Raw genomic sequence first — 17,190 nt, forward strand, 5'->3', positions numbered from 1 at the left:
GAAAATTATTTAACATCGAATGCCCTAGTTGGGACCTGTCGGGTCATGCAATGAATGCCACCTCCGAAGGTATTGACATAGGTGGCGTCTAAAAAGACAAGTTTTCTATCCGGGTAAAGGTCAGCAAAAATCATTTCAACCTGTTTTTCTCTTTCTGGTGAAGTTCCTTGGTTGACAAAAGAAGGGAGAATGATTTTGCCGTTGGTGAAAAGAAAATTCATGTAGCTGGTTGCCGCTACGAATTTTAAGGTATCGCCTTCGGCAAATCCCTCCCTCTCATAATACTTTCTTGCGGCTTCCTTCTTCATTGTTTCAGGATTCAAGATCCTGTCCTCTATGACATGTGCCGGCATGGGGAGTTGGATGATACGGAATGGTTTGCCATCCTGATCAAGGGCTTTTTTTAGGATGTCATGGTTTTTGTTCATCCGTTCAAAGGAGGCTTTTTTCATTGGGTTGAGGTCTTTTTCCGATTCGTCCACCCAAGCCAACAAGATGGTGTTTTCGTTGGCAAATCTGGCAAACTCATCGGCATGACCATTGGTGCCTGGAGAAAAATACTTACCGAAAAATCCAGCTCCATCCTCAGCCAATCCATCTGAAAGCCAGATCACATTGGTCACCCCCAAAGTCCTGTTGAATTCTTCCTCAAAGTGTTTTTTGGTCAGCGTATCCCTCATTTCTTCCGATATATTTCGAAACAGAAAGGACTCAGACACCAACAATGATCCTTTTCCATTTACATCAAAGGCTCCTCCTTCTACAAACATCCAGGATTTTTCATGGATTTCTCCTTTTTCCACCGCCACCAAGCTGTCTATGGTCATCATTTTGTCAATGGTTTGGTATTCTTTCGCCAATTCAGCCGAATCGGCACCAGTATCTATCAGGCGCTGTATATACCTGAAATAACCGGTGTGGTTGAAGTCTATGGCTTTTCTTTCACCCTGCTTGTTGATGACAAAAGCTGGGGCACTGTCTCTGGACCAAAAAACTTTTTCGGCAGCAACACGTGCAATTTCTACCCTGTCCAGGGGTACCTGAAGTTCAGTCAAAAAATAATGGGCCGCCTGCTCCAAACTGTCTGAAGTCACCCAAAGTACCACGTCTATGTCCTCCTGAAGCTCCCTGATGATATTGGCAGTGATCAAATGAGAGGTGTCATCCTTTTTAAGGTTACCGTCCCAACCCATATAAACGGCTTCCTGCGGTTCCCACTCGGCAGGCATATAAAATGCAGTGGGGTCAGGTTTGGGTTTGCAATGGAAAAAAAGAAAAATGACAACGATAGGGTAGAGCAGTTTTTTCATTGTTCAAGATAGTCAAAATCCAGGAATACTTCCTTGGGTTTTTGTGTGCTGAAGAGGAGATTTTATTTTTACCAAATAGGGAAAAAGAAAATGCTTCTTCAGATGCTGTAGATGGAAGCTTCTTTGGATTAAAAATAGAGCAACCTGGTTTTGGGACTATTGGCTGATGTCTGGTGAAAATGTGATTATTTCTGGGACAAAGCAAGTTCAGCCACCCTTTTTCCCAATCCTTCCGCTTTTAACAGGAATATTTCCTGCACTTCCTTACCACCATAATCACCTTCCTCGGTAATCGCGGATGCCCCAAAAGCAGCTTCCAATTCATCCCCTCCTACGATCACCATCCCATGGATCATCATAGCACGGATCATACTGAACATCACTGCTTCTTCTCCTATAGAAAATCCTCCACCCGTGACGAAAACCGCTCCAATCTTATCTTTTAAAGGCCTGCCTGCAAAGGGCCAGGAATTGATAAACTCCTGCACTTGTGGGGTCATATTCGCATTGTAAACCGGGGATCCCAGGATAATGGCAGAGGCATTTCTTATTTCCACTTCAGTTACATCTGCTATAGGCTTGAGGATATATGCAACCCCTTGGACTTCGCCTGCTCCCTTTGCTACTGCTTCGGCCATGGCTTGGGTTTTGCCGGATTCGGAGTGGTAGGTGATCAGGATGGTGGGGGGAGATTGGGCAAAGGTATTTTTGGGGAAACCCAAAAGCATTGCTAAAACCGCCAAAACATTTAAAAATCCTCTATTACTCATTATCTAAATTCTGTATATCATCTAAGTCCTTAAATCGACCTGCTGCTTTCTTAGTCAGAATAAGGTCTGACAAACTTAAAAGCCGAACTACAATCCCTTGAACTTGTACTTCACTTGCATTTTGAATTGCATCTTTAAATTCTACTCCTTGAATTGAAGTAACAATATCAATAGCAATTGGTGGTCTTCCAAATGTGAAAACATTGTAAGTTTCTTGATTTAAAAACCTTTTTAAATCAATTGCGCTCGTAGGAAAACCAAAAAATGAAAATGCTTTTATAAGTTTTGTATAATTTATTTCAGTTGGATTTACCCAAATATCTAAGTCACCTGTTGTACGATTGTATCCATGCAGAATAACAGCGTACCCTCCAATAAGTATATAGTCAACTTCAAACGTATTCAAACTTTCAATAAATTCTTTGAAGTCATCATTAAATACATTAAGTTTTACTTTTTTCATTCTTACTTAGTGGTCTCACCTCAAAATGATTCTTATCCATTTTTGGCCAATCTTCTCCGACAAAGCCATAGGCCGCCTGCATCAGTTTGAAAAAAAGATCCTTCTTTTCTTCTTCTGGTAGATTTTTATAGTGCTTTTGATGGTCTGCTGCCTCCTCGAAAGTTTGGATGGCAAATGCTTTCTTGTCCATTTTCATAGTAATAACCTTTTATTTCTTTCCAAAACCATGTCATAAACTTTCACACCTCTTGCAATTGCAAAATCTGATAATTTTGAGTCTGAAGTAATTAAGAGATCACATTTTTCTGCATAGGACCATAAAAGTGAATCTGTAATCCCAAGATCGAAAAAAGCATATTTTTCTGTAGCTTTTATGGATTCTATATACTTCTCAGTAGTGTTTTTGATAACTTCAGTGATTTTAAAAATGTAAGTGCTTTTTAAATTTCCTTGGAAGTTGTTGAGGAGGTTATCTACTTCCGTCCAAACATTTGGCAAAACAATTAAATCCTTAATGTCATGGATCATTGCAAATAAATTATGAAAATCTTCTTCTTCATAAATAGATGTTCTCTTATGTGACCTTATTTGCCTGACATCAACCAATCCAATCATTAAAACCACCAAGGCGTTAGTATCAATTAAAACCATACTTAATTTTCAAACATATATAATCCTAGAACTTCTTTTTGTGAGCTGATCTTTAATCTTTTATAAATTCTTTCATATTCCAAATTAAATGATGGAATTTCAAAAACAGACTTTTTCAGGTTGGAATTTTGAACTAAAAATGACACAACAATATCCCACTCCTTTTGGGAATCATTAAATTCCGCCTGTTCCAACCTGAAATCAGGATTGGAAACAGTAGTTAAATCGCGCAGTTCAGTAACTGCGATTTTCAAAAGATCTTTAAAGCTTATTTTGGAATCCATGACATAAGTTGGTTTGCTGACTCGAATACTGATACTGTGTTACTAATATACAATAGAATAAAATTAAAAAGAATTTAGGTTGTGTGACTTCACCCATGAAGTTTTAATCAAGAGAAAAATAAAATCCTAACAATATTTTTAGGAATCAAAAATTTATACCGTGAAAATTCAGTATTGTTCCGATTTCAAAATCATGAATTTCAAACCAATCAGACCATTAATCCAATAAATACATCATAATCTCATTCCTTCGAGTTCTTCATCCGACCACTGAAGGTCTTCCTTATTGATTGAAATCCCTTGATTATTAAAAAATCCAAGTTTTCGCTTAAAAGTCTTTTCTGATTTTATGTTCTTCCCGAAGTACCCGACAAGTTCTCCTGATTTTCCCTTGATGACTTTGATAACCACACCCTTTTTGATCATTTCTACTAATTCAGAAAACCGGGCTTTAAACTCCCCTATGTGCTTTATTAATGTCATATAATCAATTTTTGAATAATTATACAAGTTCCTTGACAAGTTGTCGAGAAAAGAAAGGCTAAAACTTTTCCAAAGCTCAAAACTTTTGAAAAGTTTCTTGAATTCAAGGATTTAAGGGTTCAAGGCTATCAATCGCTTTTCAATCTCCCGATTACAGGGATAGATATCCAAAGCTTTTTGGTAGAACTGTATGGCATTGGTTGTATCGCTTTGCATCAAAAACCCTTCAGCAAAGCTATCCCAAACGTTTTGGCTATATGGAAACAATCGGGTATTCAAAGCAAAAATCCCTACTGCTGATTCAATACCTTTTTCACCATTCAAACTTTGGTACCCCATGCCGTTAAGTCCATATTCCAATGAAGCCATGTGATAATGGTCTGACAGGCTATCCAGTTTGGTTTCCAATAGATTCAATAATTCATCCAACTTTCCTTCTTCTGCCATAGGTCCTAAAAGGGTCATCACGTCAGGTAAAGCAGCTTTCTTTTTTGCTTTGTTTAGCATTTCATCCAAGGTAGAGCGACCATAAACTTTCCCTCTTAGCATCACGCTTTCAATATCCCTAACTGCATTGATATCATCCAAAGGATTGCTATTTAGCAGCACCAAACTTGCCAGTTTTCCTTTTTCGATTGTGCCTATGCGGTCATTATTCATCACTTTGGATGGGTTAAGGGTGGCAGTTTGCAAGGCCTGCAGAGGAGTCATGCCAGCTTGCACATAAATCTCCAGTTCATCATGCATGCTAAAACCTGGAAAGGCCCACGGGTTGGGATAATCAGTACCTGCGATGATTAGAGCATTATTTTCAATCAAAACACTTAGAACTTCTACATCTCTCTTTTGCAATTGCTTCATTGAGGTTAGACTTGGCATCATGCGTTGACTGCCCATAGTCCGTCTTGGTGTCCAGTCATTAGTCATATAGGAAGGTAAGTACGCAAGCCTGGTATCTGCTCTAAATACACTGTCATACATTAACTTATAACCACGCAAGGTGACCATGGTAGGAGAAAACCAGTGTTTGGATAGGTCTAAAGCCTTTAGCTTTTCTTTCAATACATCAAATTCAAATTGGTCCAAGGTGAATTGCAATGCTTCCAACATATTACCCGCATTGTATAGACTATCTATTTGCTTATTGTTTTGATCCGAAAAACCAACTTCCATCAATCCATATAAATGTTCTGAAGTTAGCATACCAGCCTCAAGGGCATCCGCAATAGGAACACTATAGGGAACATGGCCTGAAAAGGGAACCCCCATTTCAGTGGCTGTTTTTCCAATCGCAAAAAAGCAGGCACTATCCAAATTGGAATAAACTTTTATAAAATCAGCTCCTGCCCGAACTTGACACCTTACCAATGCTTCCGCAGCTGTGGGATCAGTCACTTCCGCTGACGAAGGCCAAATTTTAGGAGCCCCATCCGTCAAAACTCCTGCCGAATATATATCAATAATAGGCCTTCCTTCCGCTCTCTCTTCCACCATTTTTCTTCTAATGGCCATATCCCCCCACATCTCCCGCGCACCTGTGATTCCATTAGCCAGCATCAGGTCATTGGTGTCTTCGTAGTTCCAGTTATTGTGCACATGCATATCCCAAAGTCCGGGTATCAGGTATTTTCCGGTACCATCCACCACCTCCGTTTGCTTGCCAGGTTTGATGGATTTGGTATAAATGGCTGTGATGGAATCGCCATCAATGGCCACGGTGCGTTTGGGCAGTACTTCTCCGGTGACTACATCTATGACATTGACGTTGGTGATGAGAAGGTTGTGACTGGGTGAGGAGCAGGATAATGCTATGCTTCCTAGTAGGATGAGTACAAATAGGTTTTTCACAAGATTCTTAATTAAAAGTAAATTCATTAATGGGTATGATGCATACACGGTATCCTAGCAGCCAAAAACTCGGGTTCATTGCTTTTGAATTTCTGACCAAAAGCAACCGGTTCATCCAGTGCTTTGATCCAACGTTCTACGATATTAAAACAGGGATATATCTCAAGGGCTTTTTCATAAGTGACTCGTGCCTTTTCTTTGTCTCCACCCTTTGCATAAATATCCCCGGTAAAAGCAAAAGCATACACAAAATCCGGGTATAGGTCATGCATCAATCTTACTAAAGCGAACGCCTCTTCCTTTTTCTCATCTCTCAAAAACATCCGTGCGGCAGACTGCAACATGTTCCAACGTATGGGAAATTCTTCATCAATACTTTCTTTGTTGTCCAGGAATGTTTGTATGGTGGCTTCCACCCCATCGGCTTCAAAACGGGGAGCAAACCATTCATGGATGTGTTTGGCTTTTGCCAATTGTTTTGCCTTGTTGAGCATCCCATCTAAGTAGGTACGATCCAGATGTTTCCCTCTAAGGACAACGGAATAGATATCTTGCGCATTATGAATATCCTCAAGCGGATTAGCGTTGAGCAACACTATATTAGCACTTTTGCCCACTTTTACTTCACCCACTTTATCCTTTTTCATGGCTTGTGCGGGATTGATAGTGGCCGTTTGCAGGGCTTGTAGTGGCGTCATACCCAAGCGAACGAAGGTTTGCATTTCTTCCTGTAGGCTAAAACCGGGATAAATGTATGGAATGATATAATCAGTCCCGGCAATAACTTTTGCCCCAGACTGAATAAGCATCTTAATTTGTTCTTCATTCTTTAATACTTCAGCTTTATCCATTTCGAATTGAATACTATCCGGCCTTGATGTATTAAAAACATCGTCTTCTGCCCAAGAATCTTTAATGCTATTATTCATCCCGTGATACTTTATCACTATGGGTACATATTCATTTCTGGGATCAGCTTTCATTTCTTCCTTAAACATTCTCAATACGCCCTTTAAGGTGACATAAGTTGGACAAAACCAAATGTCTTTATCTTTTAGTTTCTCTAGATTTTTAGAGGCTGTACTACTGTCTCTATATTTAAAGCGTAAAGTTTGGAATTCATTGTATTTTCTAGACTCGAATAGTTGACGCATTTCATCAATCTGTTCTTGGATGTAAAACAAACTTTCCATACCATAAATATGGTCGTCAATTCTATGTCCTGCTCCAACGGCTTCTTCCAGAGTTGCTGAAATTGGCACGTGTCCTGCAGCGGTAACTCCCTTCTGTCTGGCTTCATCCATCAAGGCCAGATACACCTCCCTTTTCAATTCAGTATAAGGTTTCACAAAATCAACCCCATGTTCTATTTGGCAATTGACCATGTCTCTTGCTTCTTCGGGCGTGCCAACTTCTGCCGATCCCCAATAACTGGGCTTGCCATCTATCAAGCTCCCTGAAGTATACATATCTACGCCCATATTCGTGCCCTTACTATGCTCCTCTCTTAATCGCTTGGCTTGTTTTGGGTCACCCCAAGGATCACGAACACCCAACACTCCATTTGGTATCATGAGTAGATCATTCTCTTTAGGATACCAATGATAGTGACCATGCATATCCCAAAGCCCTGGAATCAAATACTTACCCGTTCCATCTACCACTTCAGATTGCTTGCCAAATTTGATGGATTTGGTATAAATGGCGGTGATGGAATCGCCATCAATAGCCACGGAACGGTTGGGAAGCACTTCTCCGGTGACTACGTCTATCACATTGACATTGGTGATAAGGAGGTTGTGGTTGGGTGAGGAGCAGGATAATGCTATGGTTCCTAGTAGGGTGAGTACAAATAAGTTTTTCATACAAAGTGTTTTTGTTAATTAATTAAAATTGACTCAATTTTTACTGAACCACAATACCCTAATGATGTGATAGCTAGCATTTGGATCAAATTAAGCTCAACCCAAATGGCTCTTAAATAGGGCAGTCCAAAACTCAAATGAGGGCAACAGAAAGGTTAAGGATATCATCAATAGCAAAGCCAAAAGGCCCCAACAGGGATACTTTGGAAATTTCCCTTCTTTCACCCAATCGTGTATCACAACGGATAAAGGAAATAAAACAAACAGTAGCACCGTGCCTTCCATAAACAGCGATGGAGCCATCCATTCAAACATTCGACCGGTGGCAGGGCCGGTAAATGCCATGGAAGCGAACAGCATCATCGTGCGGTGTAGAGGTTTTATGTTGCTATTGAGGAAGCCTATTACCACCATTCCTGCGAAAGTAATCAAGGCTAACAAATCATTCGTCCACATCACATTCTGAAGCCACAGCCTTTCTGTATTATGGACATCCAAGAATCCTAAAGCCTGCATCCTTGGTGCAAAGCCCATCATGACCGGAATAGCAAATATGACTGCTAGAATAGCAATCACGCCCAAACCCCAACCCAGTCTCATGTGAAATTTGATATTTTTGGTATTCACCAAGGCAGACTGCATCACGAGTAGTGCGTACCACAAAGTCATCAATACACCATGAAGGATCAAATAGATTGGCAGCTGCTCCATTTGCAAATGCCTTGGCTGTTCGAAAAACGGGCGCAGATAAAATCTTGGGCCAAAGCCTAACAATACCACCAGCAAAAGCAGGATGGTGATGATGAGGTAGAAGCGGGAGCGTTGATTCATGTTAATAGTATTGATTTTAAGGTTTTATATATTCCTTGTTAAAAAAGTATTTCCAATCACTTAACTATTTTTTTAATATTAAAAAAATTGATTTTACTTACTTAGCCCACTCAAATAGTTCACAAAAAAGCGGTATCCCCAATCTGTTTGCGGAATTACAAATGCAAAAACGACCATAAGCAACAAGACCATTAATCCTATGAAAGCATATTTGGGGAAGCGCTTGAATTTAACCCAGTCATGCACCACCAATAGAATGGGAAGCAGGAAAAATAAGGCAACCAGCAGACCTAGCCCGGAACTTGGAAACACAAATGCTGTTGCCCGTGCGAGCGCTACCACCATAAATGCGAATGAACCGGTCAAAACGGAGGTTCGATGAAGCACCGGATTTTTTCTAAATACAAGAGCTACTGCCATAGCAGCTGTAAAAACCACAAGGGAGAAGAGATCTAGAAATAAGGGAAAAGATTGCCCTCTCATTTCGCTAATACTTTCCGGATCAAGAAGACCCATTCGTATAGACCTTGGTGTAGAATCAAGCACTACCTGAATCCCGGTAAACACTACCAAAATCGCTAAACCAGCCATAGCGAATCCAAGCTTCCTATGGATGGATACTTTTCGAAGATTGATCACTGCAGACTGCATCACCAACAGCAAAAACCAAGCAGTCAACACCATACCGTGAATGACATAGACACTTGGAAGTTGGTCAAGTTGCCAACGTTCAGGCTGTTCGAAGAATGACCTTAAATAAAAAGTACGGCTGAAGCCGATCAGAACAAAGAGCAACAATGTTATAGTCAAGAGCAGGTAAAATCGAGTATGGTTTTTATTCATATCATCTTAGGATCTAATACATTCGGGGCTCTTCTGTGATTATGTTTATTTTACTTTTCATCAGCCTAAAGTCTTTGATTTCGATGGGAATTCGTTTGGCAGAAATAAATAAAGAGTCATTGTTAAATTTACCTTTGAAGTCAACCCTTGTAGCGTCAAGCAAATCATAATACAAGACAATTCCGGCTTGTTTTTCAATAAGCAAAGAATCCATTTTTTCAAAACTTCCCTGCTCTCTGTAGATTTCCTGTACCTGCAACATCAACTGTATCCTATCCTCATAAACAAAAACCCGTTTTTCATCAAAATCTGTAAAAGCAAATACAACGCTGTCACGGTTCATGCGAACAGCACTCCTGCCTCTTTCAAAAACAAACTGATTCCAACGTGTTGAATTATCCAATGAAAGCGTGTCCTTGTTTACCACAAAGGATTCAACATCATAAATCCCTGATAATTCATCGTTTGGTCGATTTTGGGCTCGGGTATAAAATCCCCAATAATCATTTAATAAATAGGCGACATGCACTACAATAACCACCCACTTAAATACCAGCACGGTAACTCGAATCCATTTCTTTTTGTAAACAGGAGCTTGTTGTACAGGAAGCGCTACAGCCTCTCCGGTAAAGAAGAACCTGAACAAACGTTGAATATGAGGCAGCAACAGAAACAGCGCCAATACCAATTGCATCAAAGCGAACATTTTGGCATGGATATCATAACTGATATTGACAGCTACCACGTTACTCATGGCAGCTACTGTAAGCAGGGCACCAAAGGTGGTGGTTCTACGGAAGAGCAACAGTAAAGCAGCACTTTCTGCCAAGCCCATAAAAAGGTTGTAGCCATAGGAGTATCCGAAAAAAGCCCAAGCCAGACTCATGGGCGTCATGTCTCCCAATGGTTCTGATAATTGGTAAAAGCCAAGGTCGGGGAATTGTGCTTTGAAAAACTTTTCCAGCCCAAAGGCAAACAGATTAATGGCCAGATAGTATCGGATAATGACACAAAGCCAATAATAGGCAAGATCCAGGTTCTTTTGTTTTCGATCGATGGCACTCCAAACTAAGGCTCCTAAAATAGCCAAAACAATCATAGTGAAATAGAGGATATAGATGTAGGTACTGTCGCTGTGATTCCCCGGTGTTGGTGATAAAATGGGATAATCAATTCCAAAAAAATTCTCTCCCACCCAAAGAACCATGGCATTTAACCCTTTGTCAACCATTCCCGACATGTATAGCCCAAGAGAAAAAGCATTGCTATACCAATCCAAAAGAAAGATAAACAGTACAGTAAAAATAAAGGCAAAACGGAGGGACAGCTTTTTCGGAAGTGACCAGGTTGATGAATGATTCGACTGTAGATCCATATTTACATTTCATTAAAAATTCATAGTACTTTCAATTAATCCACTTTGGTGGATAACATTTCAAAAACCTGTACCCACTGATCGCCCATTTTCATTTCTCCTATTTCAGCGATCTGACCGTTTTCATTCACTTGCATGGATGTAAATAAAGATTTTATTATTTCTTGATATTTTATTTCACGCAGAAAGCGCAAAGGAAAGCACGGACCTTATCCCGAAACTCGGGAGAACACAGCAATTTTTGATTCTATCCCGTTGCGCTCGTTGCGGTTTTATCTTTGCGTCCGTTGCGTGAACTAATAACTCTAAATTTCTCTAAAACTCAGGAAGCCTACAATACCCTAATTATGTGATGGCTTGATAAAAAAGAATCCCTAACTCTCAATTCAATTTAGGCACCTGCTTAGTATAACAATGTATTCCTCCGCCACCCCAATTATAAACTGTAGCATCTATCCAGACCAATTGTTTACCAGGGTAAAGGGTTGAAAAAATCTTTTTTACGTGTTCTTCCTTTTCTGGCGAACTGCCTACATGCAAATAGGTCGGCAACAAAACCTTATCATTTGAAATCAAAAAATTGAGGTAGGAGGAAGCAGAAAGATATTGCAGGGTATCCCCTAATGCCACCTTTTGATTGGGTAGAAAATACTTATTCCCAATAGTCGAATCACTCATTGCCCAGCCCTCTACCACAAGATTAGGCCTGTACCTTAGATCCGGCAAGGGAACTTTGATGATCTTGAATGGCTTTCCATCCTGATCTTTAGCTTTGACCAAAATATCATACGTTTCCTGAAGCCTTCGGTAGTTTTCAGCATGAACAGGATGTACATCTTTTTCTTCTTCATCCACCCAAGCCAGCAGAATGGTATTCGGATTGGCAAATCGGATATATTCATCGGTATGGCCGGCGGTACCAGCGGCAACATATCCAGGAACAATGAATTCCGTTGGATCACTATCTTCGACCAAACCTTTTCCCACCCAAATAAAATGATGAACTCCCAAGGTTCGTTTCAGTTCTTCTTGGATGCTGGTTTTGGATAGATCCGGATTAACCTTAAACATCCAATCCTCATTCAACAAAATACTCCCTTTCCCATTCACCTCTATTGCGCCTCCATCTAGATTCAAAGGAGAGACAACCACCTCAAACCCATCTCTTGCAGCTATCAAACTGTCCGTTTTCTGATTCCGGTTGAAGAAAGATGCATCTGCTCTCGCTGTGTCCGGATCCACACCTTTCTCGATTAAAAACCGTTCGAAAAAATCCTGGAACGACCACCTATAGTCCACTGCCTTTTTCTCTCCCAGCCCATTGGTCAGGTACACCGGGCCAACATCTCTTAGTGCTACAGCCTGCCATACAGGTAATGATAGAAAAGTATAAGCTGCGGTATCTAGGCCATTTTCCAACAGGTATTCTTTGAAAACCACAGGATTTTCACTGGTATCTGATACAAAAATGACCGATGTAGAACCTTCAAGTGCACGTGCCAAATCTACAACCAATGGAAAAAACTCCGGTTGCCTTTCCGTCCAACCCATTAACATAGCTTCATGTGGTTCCCATTCAGCCGGATAGTAAAATATAGTTAGATCCCTTTGCTCTTGCTTGCAGGAAGAAATTACAACTATCAAAAAGACAAAGAATGTTAAGTTTTTCATGGTCTGATGGTTTTTTGATTCTCTCAGCGAGCGCAAAAAAAAAGCGCAGCGAACGCGGCGATTTTTGATATCATCTCGCTGCGAACGCTGCGTTTCTACCGTTGCGATCGCCGCGAGAAATATCACTTTTAAAGTTGCTTGAAAATCAGAACTCCAACAATACCCTAATCATGTGATAAGTGGACCTTTCAAAAAGTAGAAACAATCCATAAAAAAATCTGATTGAAAATTCAGTTGTTACACCAACTTGAGAAGCGTGATTTTAATAACTTCGGCAAACTTTAATAATGCCATCCTTACCATCCAAGATTTATTTTAATCCCTTCCTTTTGGGTTCCTGCTGTGTACTGCAATGAATGCCTCCACCCTGCCAATTCAGTGGCATGGCATCAACGAACACAATTTCACGTCCGGGAAAAGCTTGTTTGAATAAAGCTTCAACCTCCTTTTCCCGCATGACAGAAGCTTCATCTTTGGCATAGGAAGATGTCACCACTACGCCATTGGTGACCAAAAAATTCATGTAACTCGCGGCTGCGACGTATGTCAAGGTATCCCCAATCGAAAGCTTCTTTTGGTCTTCGTAGCTAAAGGACTCAAGCCTATAATGCACCTCATCACTCAAAGTATCGGAAACCACTATCATGCGCTCCTGATGATAGGGCAATGGGATTTTGATGATCTTAAAAGGTTTTCCGTCCTGATCTCTTTCCTGTTTTAGGATTTCATAACTTCTGGACATTCGTTCGTAATTGACCTTATTCAAGGGATGCTTTTCCACTTCACTCTCGTCCATCCAAGCCAAAAGTATTGTTCTGTCATCTGCAAAACGCACAAATTCATCCGTATGCCCACCTGTACCATATCCCACGTATTTACCCAATTGGAAATGAAGAATATGTTCATCCTCAGCCAAGCCTTGAGGTAACCAGATTACTTTCTTTACACCAAGCGTTTTTTTGAATTCTTCTTCCAGTTCCTGCTTGGTCCAACCCGGATTGCGCTGAAGCGTGACAGCTTCACATTGGATCAACACCCCTTTTCCATTGACTTCTATAGCACCTCCTTCGATGGTGAGATTGCTTTTTATCCATTTGGCGTCTGTCGCAACTGCCATCAGACTATCCACTTTAGCCCTCTTACCGGTTCTGATTTTTTCTCTATAAATACTAAGACTATCAATAATTGTTGAATCTCGCAGTACACGCCAATCAAGACTCCCATAAGCATTCCACTCAAAATCCACTGCACCGAGTTCACCTTGCCTATTGATTACAAAAGCAGCACCATGATCCCTGATCCAGTGTGCTTCCCCGGGCATGACAAAAAATTGAATTTTCGAAGTATCCACTCCCAGGCTATCCAATTGTTTTTTGGCCTTTTGTTGAATACTATCCGAATCAGCAGCCATTTTTATTGGAACATGCCCATCAATCGCTTTCATGACTTCACTGATCACGCGGTTGTAGCCTTCGCCACCTTCTCCCATATACCAAGTCCCAAACCATACCGCTTCATGGGGTTCGAATTCTCCTGGCATATAAAATGCGATAGGGTCTGTTTTGGGTTCTTGCTTGCAGGAATTAAAAAGAGTCAAACCAATTATAGTTAAAATAATCCTTAAAAAAGAAAATTCAGTTTTTTGAAGCATATAGTTTCTAGTAAAGTTTGGGTAATCTTTATTTTCGTATTGCAACTAGCTAAAAATACAATGGGGTAGCCTTAAAAAAAATACCTTAATGATGTGATGGAGTTGAATTTTACTCACTTGCTTAGGGTGCAATCAAGACTAAGCAGAGGTAGCCTTATTTTGGAAAACAGATTGAAAATTTTGAAATCATTATGAATCTAATTCGCTACTCCAGATGTCATTAAGGTGTTGAGATAGTGGAACAGCTTGAAAATAAGTAAAATTAAAGTTCCAAGTACAGCAGTGCAGACCCCTATCACACAGATATGGCCCAAGGTGTTTTCGGTTTGTGAATTCATTATGATTATTGTTTGGATTTCATGTTGATAATCAACACCATATAAATGTACAAACCTGAAACAGTACGGACAATACCCTAATGGGGTGACAAAAAAAGGCTTAAATTATTGGATCACGCGGCGGGAGTAACGATTAGCGCAGCGACCGCAGCGATTTCTTTACATTTTTTTCTCTGCGTTCGCCGCGTGAAAACCGTTGCGCTCGCTGCGTGAAACTCTTCATCTTAAAGCTAAAACCCCACCACCACCCTCACCTCATCCGAAAGCACCAGGCTCTTTTCACCCAATCCAAAATCCAAGCGATCAATCACAAACTCCCCTTTAAACTTCCGTTGCTTACCTGACTGGACCAGGGTGAATGGAATTTCCACCTCTTTTTTGACATCCTTGATCCGCAATTCAAAAATCCCGACAAATGCATTCTTTCCATTGGTTTTAAAGGATTTGGATGTCAGGTGGACCAAAGGGAATTTATCTAAATGAAAATACTGCCTTCCCAGCAAGTGCTTATCCCTTAACTTAATGCCTGTGTCTATGCTGCCTGGATTTGCAGTTCCTTTGATACTGGACTGGTTCAGCTTTTTGGGATCAAAATGCACCTCCAAATCCCAGTCAGAAATTATCCCGTCCACTGTAATTCCCGCATTTTTGATTTTGAACTGAATGGGTTGATCCGGTTTATAAGACTGAGCTGAGAGGAGAATTGGAAAAAGGAAAAACCAAGGAAGTACTTTGAACAGTAGATGATATTTTTTATTGAATTTTAATTTGGTAAATGTAGAAATGTCCCAACAAATCCTCCCTTTTACCCTTAACAATAAAAAATGGAAACAGGAGAAAAGGGATAACAATCGACATGAAAATAGACTTCTCCTTTGTCGAAGTGACCAGGTAAGGTTGTTTTTTCTAGAGAACATTTTTTCAAACCTTTGACTACTAGGGCAGACGGAATCCAAAAGATAACCCAATACCCTTGTCGATCTTTCATACACTTTGTTCATAAAGTCAGCAGGTAAGCGATTAAGGCCCTTTTCTCCTCTGTATTCAAGTCCATCCCAAATTCGTGTCCCTTGACCGCTTTGGTCTTGACATCATGGGGCTTAAAGGCAGTGGGGACATAATCATCCTCCAATCTTTCTGGATCAAATAGATCTTCAAGTTTGGCCAAGGACGCATCATGCAGAAACGGTCCTCTATACCACAGTCCCAGCAAAGAAGGGATTTTGTAATAGCCTGTTCCCCTCCTTGTTTTCATGGTGTACCCGTTTTCTGTACCTACCGATATATCAAAAATGTCATATTTATCAAAATGTTCCTCAGGTACCTCAAAACCATCAGCCGGGGTCAGTTTGTTGTTGGTAAATAGGGGAGGGGTATGGCATGTCACACATCCTTGTTCCGCAAAAATAATTTTGCCCCTTTCACTTATAGGAGAGGGCTTGTTGGGATTTTCCGGGGGAGTCAGGGAATACACATATTTGGCAAGAGCATATAGCTGGGCATCAGAATGTCTATCATAGGTTCCCGGGAAAAAGATGGGTTCACCGGTATTGAGCCTTTCTTTGGTGAGTCCGATGGGATTGTAATCCCCATAGAAGTTCAGAAAATCCAAAGCTTGATTCATGGCGATGTACCGCATCAGGTCCTCAATATTTCTATGCTGCCCCAGACCTCCATGGTCCAGGTATTTTCTATCCTTGACGCCGATCAGATTTGGGGCTTGAGGAGGAAATAGAATACTGGTTCCCTGTCTTCCAAATGCCCCTTCTGGTACAGCTTTGTATGCCTCCAAGATCGCTTCTTTACCACTTGCCAATAGTTTCCCATGGGGATCACCTTCCGCAAATGGACTTCCAAACAAAAAATTGGTAATAGTTTGTATGCCCCTTTCCGAAGCCCCATCAAATTCCAAAGCAAAGGCAAAAGCCTTATCTCCGGGCCAGTTGCCTTGGGCACCTTTCAGTAGTGAACCATCGTCCATCACGCGGGTATGACACATGGCACAGGAGAGATTGCCTAGGTAAACCTTCCCTTTTCCAGCTACGACCCACTGGGCATATGGCATGATTCCTTCAGGAGTCAAAGGCATTTCAGTGGCGGAATAAAATTCTCTATTGCGGACATGGGGTGTACTGATCACCGCTCCCAAAGTATCAATTGGATAATCAAAAAGCAGTTCTCCGGCCTTGACCCAATCCTCTTCTGTCAGCAGTTTGCTTTCATCCAGGGCAATCTCAGCTTCCTGTTCATGGAGCCATTCCCAATATCCTTCCGGTTCGAAATCAGGATGATACACCGGATAGGTTTTGTAAACCACCCGCTCAGGCAGGTTATAATAAAACTCCTCAGAAATCGGTTGAGCTGAATAGGCAGGATTGGGATTGGGCAATTCCCAATCCTTGATGGCCTCGTCTGTCCAGATGCGGGGAATTTCAATGTGAAAAATCTCCATGATCTGGATCATTTTTTTATTCGTCATACCAAAAGCCAAGAGTGGCATGAGCAAAATAAGCCAAGGCCAAAATGAAAGGTATTTGCTTTTTATATTTTTCTTCATTGAAAACTGAATTTATTTGCTGGTAATCAAATACTTATACAATTTAAAGAATTGGTGTATAGGGAGCAATACCCGCATCATGTGAGCATTCCTTGTAAAAAAGGATAAGGTTTCTTTCTGAGATGAATACCCATCAAAAGGGCTTAGCCTTTACCTAACAAACCTAATCTGTATAATCGAAAGTGGATAGTAAGAAAACGACATCTGCAAGGAAAAATGGTAATTCAATATAATTCTCGCCAGCAAACTG

At 40.7% G+C, this 17,190-nt stretch carries 16 protein-coding genes; all 16 read right to left on the reverse strand.

Annotated features, from left to right (window positions below):
* Positions 1-5 precede the first annotated feature (5 nt).
* Positions 6-1,310, reverse strand: a complete 1,305-nt coding sequence (locus H1A14_RS17395; RefSeq protein WP_194777558.1) for an agmatine deiminase family protein — start codon at positions 1,308-1,310, stop codon at positions 6-8.
* Positions 1,311-1,495: 185 nt separating this feature from the next.
* Positions 1,496-2,080, reverse strand: a complete 585-nt coding sequence (locus H1A14_RS17400) for a flavodoxin family protein (protein ID WP_194777559.1) — start codon at positions 2,078-2,080, stop codon at positions 1,496-1,498.
* Complete coding sequence (locus H1A14_RS17405; protein WP_194777560.1) at positions 2,073-2,543, reverse strand: nucleotidyltransferase; 471 nt, start codon at positions 2,541-2,543, stop codon at positions 2,073-2,075. Before H1A14_RS17405 ends, H1A14_RS17400 begins: the two co-directional genes overlap by 8 nt.
* Positions 2,524-2,739 (reverse strand): hypothetical protein, encoded by a 216-nt coding sequence (locus H1A14_RS17410; protein WP_194777561.1) that lies wholly within the window; start codon positions 2,737-2,739, stop codon positions 2,524-2,526. The genes H1A14_RS17405 and H1A14_RS17410 overlap by 20 nt, the downstream gene beginning before the upstream one ends.
* Positions 2,736-3,194, reverse strand: a complete 459-nt coding sequence (locus tag H1A14_RS17415) for a PIN domain-containing protein (protein WP_194777562.1) — start codon at positions 3,192-3,194, stop codon at positions 2,736-2,738. Before H1A14_RS17415 ends, H1A14_RS17410 begins: the two co-directional genes overlap by 4 nt.
* A 2-nt stretch (positions 3,195-3,196) precedes the next feature.
* Positions 3,197-3,478, reverse strand: coding sequence for a hypothetical protein (locus H1A14_RS17420; RefSeq protein WP_194777563.1), 282 nt, complete (start codon positions 3,476-3,478; stop codon positions 3,197-3,199).
* A gap of 234 nt (positions 3,479-3,712) precedes the next feature.
* The gene (locus H1A14_RS17425; RefSeq protein WP_194777564.1) at positions 3,713-3,961 is read right to left on the reverse strand and encodes a hypothetical protein; all 249 of its coding nucleotides are present in this window, start codon (positions 3,959-3,961) and stop codon (positions 3,713-3,715) included.
* Between the two features lie 111 nt (positions 3,962-4,072).
* On the reverse strand, positions 4,073-5,809 hold the full coding sequence (locus tag H1A14_RS23365; RefSeq protein ID WP_194777565.1) for an amidohydrolase family protein: 1,737 nt from the start codon (positions 5,807-5,809) through the stop codon (positions 4,073-4,075).
* Positions 5,810-5,835: 26 nt separating this feature from the next.
* Positions 5,836-7,674 (reverse strand): amidohydrolase family protein, encoded by a 1,839-nt coding sequence (locus H1A14_RS17435; protein WP_194777566.1) that lies wholly within the window; start codon positions 7,672-7,674, stop codon positions 5,836-5,838.
* 96 nt (positions 7,675-7,770) lie between these two features.
* On the reverse strand, positions 7,771-8,505 hold the full coding sequence (locus tag H1A14_RS17440; RefSeq protein WP_194777567.1) for a hypothetical protein: 735 nt from the start codon (positions 8,503-8,505) through the stop codon (positions 7,771-7,773).
* 93 nt (positions 8,506-8,598) lie between these two features.
* Positions 8,599-9,348, reverse strand: a complete 750-nt coding sequence (locus H1A14_RS17445; RefSeq protein ID WP_194777568.1) for a hypothetical protein — start codon at positions 9,346-9,348, stop codon at positions 8,599-8,601.
* Positions 9,349-9,361: 13 nt separating this feature from the next.
* Positions 9,362-10,723: a hypothetical protein gene (locus H1A14_RS17450; protein ID WP_194777569.1), complete on the reverse strand. Its 1,362-nt coding sequence runs from the start codon at positions 10,721-10,723 to the stop codon at positions 9,362-9,364.
* A 381-nt stretch (positions 10,724-11,104) separates the two neighbouring features.
* Complete coding sequence (locus tag H1A14_RS17455; RefSeq protein WP_194777570.1) at positions 11,105-12,394, reverse strand: agmatine deiminase family protein; 1,290 nt, start codon at positions 12,392-12,394, stop codon at positions 11,105-11,107.
* A gap of 310 nt (positions 12,395-12,704) precedes the next feature.
* Entirely contained in the window at positions 12,705-13,991 is a 1,287-nt protein-coding gene (locus H1A14_RS17460; RefSeq protein WP_194777571.1) for an agmatine deiminase family protein, read from the reverse strand.
* 622 nt (positions 13,992-14,613) lie between these two features.
* On the reverse strand, positions 14,614-15,384 hold the full coding sequence (locus H1A14_RS17465; RefSeq protein ID WP_228527841.1) for a YceI family protein: 771 nt from the start codon (positions 15,382-15,384) through the stop codon (positions 14,614-14,616).
* Positions 15,381-16,940, reverse strand: coding sequence for a hypothetical protein (locus H1A14_RS17470; protein WP_194777572.1), 1,560 nt, complete (start codon positions 16,938-16,940; stop codon positions 15,381-15,383). The genes H1A14_RS17465 and H1A14_RS17470 overlap by 4 nt, the downstream gene beginning before the upstream one ends.
* Positions 16,941-17,190: the final 250 nt, after the last annotated feature.

Source organism: Pararhodonellum marinum, assembly GCF_015354735.1.
GTDB classification, from domain to species: domain Bacteria; phylum Bacteroidota; class Bacteroidia; order Cytophagales; family Cyclobacteriaceae; genus Pararhodonellum; species Pararhodonellum marinum.

What these genes read in the sequence shown, in the direction of transcription:
- H1A14_RS17395 (WP_194777558.1), bottom strand. Translation starts at nt 1,310, where the DNA reads ATGAAAAAACTGCTCTACCCTATCGTTGTCATTTTTCTTTTTTTCCAT.
- H1A14_RS17400 (WP_194777559.1), bottom strand. Translation starts at nt 2,080, where the DNA reads ATGAGTAATAGAGGATTTTTAAATGTTTTGGCGGTTTTAGCAATGCTT.
- H1A14_RS17405 (WP_194777560.1), bottom strand. Translation starts at nt 2,543, where the DNA reads ATGAAAAAAGTAAAACTTAATGTATTTAATGATGACTTCAAAGAATTT.
- H1A14_RS17410 (WP_194777561.1), bottom strand. Translation starts at nt 2,739, where the DNA reads ATGAAAATGGACAAGAAAGCATTTGCCATCCAAACTTTCGAGGAGGCA.
- H1A14_RS17415 (WP_194777562.1), bottom strand. Translation starts at nt 3,194, where the DNA reads ATGGTTTTAATTGATACTAACGCCTTGGTGGTTTTAATGATTGGATTG.
- H1A14_RS17420 (WP_194777563.1), bottom strand. Translation starts at nt 3,478, where the DNA reads ATGGATTCCAAAATAAGCTTTAAAGATCTTTTGAAAATCGCAGTTACT.
- H1A14_RS17425 (WP_194777564.1), bottom strand. Translation starts at nt 3,961, where the DNA reads ATGACATTAATAAAGCACATAGGGGAGTTTAAAGCCCGGTTTTCTGAA.
- H1A14_RS17435 (WP_194777566.1), bottom strand. Translation starts at nt 7,674, where the DNA reads ATGAAAAACTTATTTGTACTCACCCTACTAGGAACCATAGCATTATCC.
- H1A14_RS17440 (WP_194777567.1), bottom strand. Translation starts at nt 8,505, where the DNA reads ATGAATCAACGCTCCCGCTTCTACCTCATCATCACCATCCTGCTTTTG.
- H1A14_RS17445 (WP_194777568.1), bottom strand. Translation starts at nt 9,348, where the DNA reads ATGAATAAAAACCATACTCGATTTTACCTGCTCTTGACTATAACATTG.
- H1A14_RS17450 (WP_194777569.1), bottom strand. Translation starts at nt 10,723, where the DNA reads ATGGATCTACAGTCGAATCATTCATCAACCTGGTCACTTCCGAAAAAG.
- H1A14_RS17455 (WP_194777570.1), bottom strand. Translation starts at nt 12,394, where the DNA reads ATGAAAAACTTAACATTCTTTGTCTTTTTGATAGTTGTAATTTCTTCC.
- H1A14_RS17465 (WP_228527841.1), bottom strand. Translation starts at nt 15,384, where the DNA reads ATGAACAAAGTGTATGAAAGATCGACAAGGGTATTGGGTTATCTTTTG.
- H1A14_RS17470 (WP_194777572.1), bottom strand. Translation starts at nt 16,940, where the DNA reads ATGAAGAAAAATATAAAAAGCAAATACCTTTCATTTTGGCCTTGGCTT.